The following is a 3,076-nucleotide window of genomic DNA, read 5'->3' as shown; positions in this document are numbered from 1 at the left end:
CTTGCCGGCGCCGTTCGGGCCGATAATGCCGAGGATCATGCCGCGCCGCACCTGGAAGCTGACATCCTGCACCGCCTTCAGCCCGCCGAAATTCTTCGACATGCCGCGCACGTCGAGAACGATGTCGGCGCCATCGCTTGCCGGCGTGAATTTCCGCGGTTCGACGGCGATCTCGTCCATCGGTTGGGTTTCCAGACGGGTCGCAGTTTCGCCCTTCTTCCGGGCCGAGCCCATCCAGTCGCGCACCTTCCAGAACATCCCCTCCGGCGCGAGCGTGATCAGCACCACGATCGCCACGCCGTAGACCACGCCCTGAATGCCGGGAAGGATGCTGCCGAGCTCGGCATGCAGGATTTCCGCGATCGGTATCAGGAAGCCCGCGCCGATGATCGGACCCCAGAAGGTGCCGATCCCGCCGAACATCGCCACGGTCAGCGCCTGCGCCGAGACCAGCATGCCGAACACGGATTGCGGGGTGATCACCAGAATGACGACGGCATAGAGCGAACCCGCCATCGCCGCGATCGCGCCGCTGACGGCGATGGCCCTGAGCTTCCAGCGCAGCGAGTCGATCCCCGCAGCTTCGGCGGCCGCCTCGTTCTGCTTGATCGCGATCAGCGCCATGCCGAAGCGGGAGGATTCGATCTTGCGCGACAACAGCACCACGACGATCAGAAACGCCATCGCGATCAGCGTGTAGACCCGCCCGTCGGAGAACTGCATGTAGGCTGCCGGATTGTCATGCACGCGCGGCACGCTGACCTCGGGAAAGCCAAGCCAGAGGAAGACGTACATGAAGGCCAGCGGATAGGCGAGCATGCTGAGCGCGAAATAGTGGCCGCGCAGGCGGAAGGTCGGAAAGCCGATGGCGACGCCAAGCACCGCGCCGATCACGCCCGAGGCGAAGAACATCACCCAGGGCGTGATCGACCAGTAGATCTGCGCCAGCACCGTGGCGAAGGCGCCCGCGCCGAAGAAGGCGGCATGGCCGAAGGATATCAGCCCGGTATAGCCGCTCAGAATGTTCCAGCTCAGCCCGAAGATCGCCCAGATCAGGATCAGCGTCAGCATGAGCTGGTAGTAGGAATTGGTCACGAACGCCGCGAGCGCCAGGTAGGCGAGCGCCGGAACGATGAAATAGAGGAGAGATTTGCTGCCTGTCTTCATGATCATGTCCGATCCACATTGCGTCCGAACAGGCCTTGCGGGCGAAGCATGACAACGAGCAGGAAACACACGAAGATGGTCGCGTTCTGAAGCTGCGTCGGCAGAACCAGCGTCGAAAACTGCTGCACCAGGCCGATGATCATCCCGCCCCAGAACGCGCCGATAATGCTGCCGATGCCGCCCAGCACGACGCCAGCATACATGATGATCACGTATTCCAGACCGACGAACGGGCTGAAGGGATAGCTGGTGGCGAGAAGCCCGCCGGCAATCGCGGTCACCGCCGTGCCGATAGCAAACGCGATCCGGTGCGCCCGGTCGACGTCGATGCCCATATAGGTGGCCGCCTCCGCATTATCGGCGGCTGCCCTCAGCGACTTGCCGAGGAAACTGCGCTGGATGAGCAGCCACAGCGCGATGATGACCGCTGCCGAAACCAGCATGGCGAAAATGCGCGACTTGTTGAAGAACAGCATGATCGGCATGCTCTCGCCGAACGGCTCCAGCACCCAGGCCTCGCTCGAAAGCGGCGTGCGGATCGACACCAGATCGGCCCCGACGAGGATCATGGCGCCGTTCTGCAGGATCAGCGCGATGCCCAGCGTGAGGATGAGCTGGGCGTAATGGCCATCGCCCTCCATCTCGATCGACTGCCGGCCGGTGACCCGGCGGATCAGGAAGCGGTGGATCAGCCAGCCGAAGGCGTACATCGCCGGCGCCGCGGCGATGACGGAAAGGTAGGGACCGAGCCCGCTTCCAAAGAGCGCCTGAAAGCCGAGCGCGGTGAACACGAAATAGGCGGCATACATGCCGACCATCATGAAATCGCCTTGGGCGAAGTTGATGACCCGCATGATCCCGAAGATCATCGCAAGGCCGACGCACATCAGCCCGTAGATCGCGCCGAGCGATACGCCGGTGATCAGGAGCTGGAGGACATTCTCGATGAAGAACTGGAAATCCGTCACGGGACGCCCTCCCCGGCGTTTGCGGCGGCAAGCTTTGCCACAGCGGCAAGGCTCGCGGCGTCATTGCCGCCCCTGGAAAGATGATCGATCGCGCGGTCGAGATCGCCTGTCTGACCGGCACCCAGCCGATCTTTCGCCACCTTCGACAGCCGTTCGCGCACCAGCGCGGGCGATGCCGAGCGGATATCGTCAAGCGCCTCCTCGATCACCGCGCCCGCTGCCGTCTCGATCCTCACCCTTGCGCCCTGGCGGGCGGGAAATGCGCTGTTGAGCTCGTCGGAAATCGAAACCGTGGTCATGCCGATCAGTTCCGCGATCCTCGGATCGTCGAGCAGCGCATAGTTCGCTTCGGCGATCTCGCCGCGCGCAACCGCCGCCCCCATGCCGAAAAAGATGCTCATCTTCGCCTGCAGCGGCGTCTCGAACGGTCCGCGATAGTTACAGCCCGGATAGTTGAGCGCGGCATCATAGGTCGACAGATGGATGGTCTTGATGCTGTCACCCGCGCCTATCTGTTGCGCGGCGGCAAGCGCCGCCTGGCAGGGCGACTGGGCGAAATTGCAGGCCGGCACTTCCTTGTTGAACACCGCCATGATCTCGCAGTCGCCCTCGGGATAGAGGACGATTTCGGAGGGCGCCTTCTGGCGGCCGAACGCGGCGAAAAGCCCGGCCACGCCGTCAATGGCGCTCGCGGAGCCATGCGCGCCGAGACGCGCCAGCCGAAGGGCCGTGAGCGCGTTGCGCGAGGCGAAGCCCGGATGGAAATACATGTCGTCCGCGCCGCTGTGCGGCCATTCGTTGAGGCCGCCGGCGGAATTGATGGCCAACGCCAGCGCGTTGACGGTGGTCTCCCTGTCGAGACCGAGAAGCAGCGCGCCCGCGAGCGTGCCGCAAAGCGGCCCGATCAGTCCGGTCGGGCGGAAAAGCCGCGCCATTTCCGG

3 protein-coding genes are annotated in these 3,076 nt (G+C 64.1%); all 3 read right to left on the bottom strand.

Features of this window, described 5'->3' with window-relative positions:
- Positions 1–1,173, bottom strand: a 1,173-nt coding sequence (locus B4E36_RS01050; RefSeq protein WP_414673704.1) for a branched-chain amino acid ABC transporter permease, incomplete at its 3' end; no start/stop codon positions are given.
- Positions 1,170–2,135, bottom strand: coding sequence for a branched-chain amino acid ABC transporter permease (locus B4E36_RS01045; RefSeq protein WP_292056684.1), 966 nt, complete (start codon positions 2,133–2,135; stop codon positions 1,170–1,172). The genes B4E36_RS01045 and B4E36_RS01050, both read right to left, overlap by 4 nt.
- The coding region (locus tag B4E36_RS01040) for an MmgE/PrpD family protein (RefSeq protein ID WP_345899870.1) at positions 2,132–3,076 on the bottom strand (945 nt) is incomplete at its 5' end. The genes B4E36_RS01045 and B4E36_RS01040, both read right to left, overlap by 4 nt.

The sequence above is a fragment of the Martelella sp. UBA3392 genome, from assembly GCF_002358775.1.
GTDB classification, from domain to species: domain Bacteria; phylum Pseudomonadota; class Alphaproteobacteria; order Rhizobiales; family Rhizobiaceae; genus Martelella; species Martelella mediterranea.
This window is presented reverse-complemented; position numbering and strand designations above follow the sequence as displayed.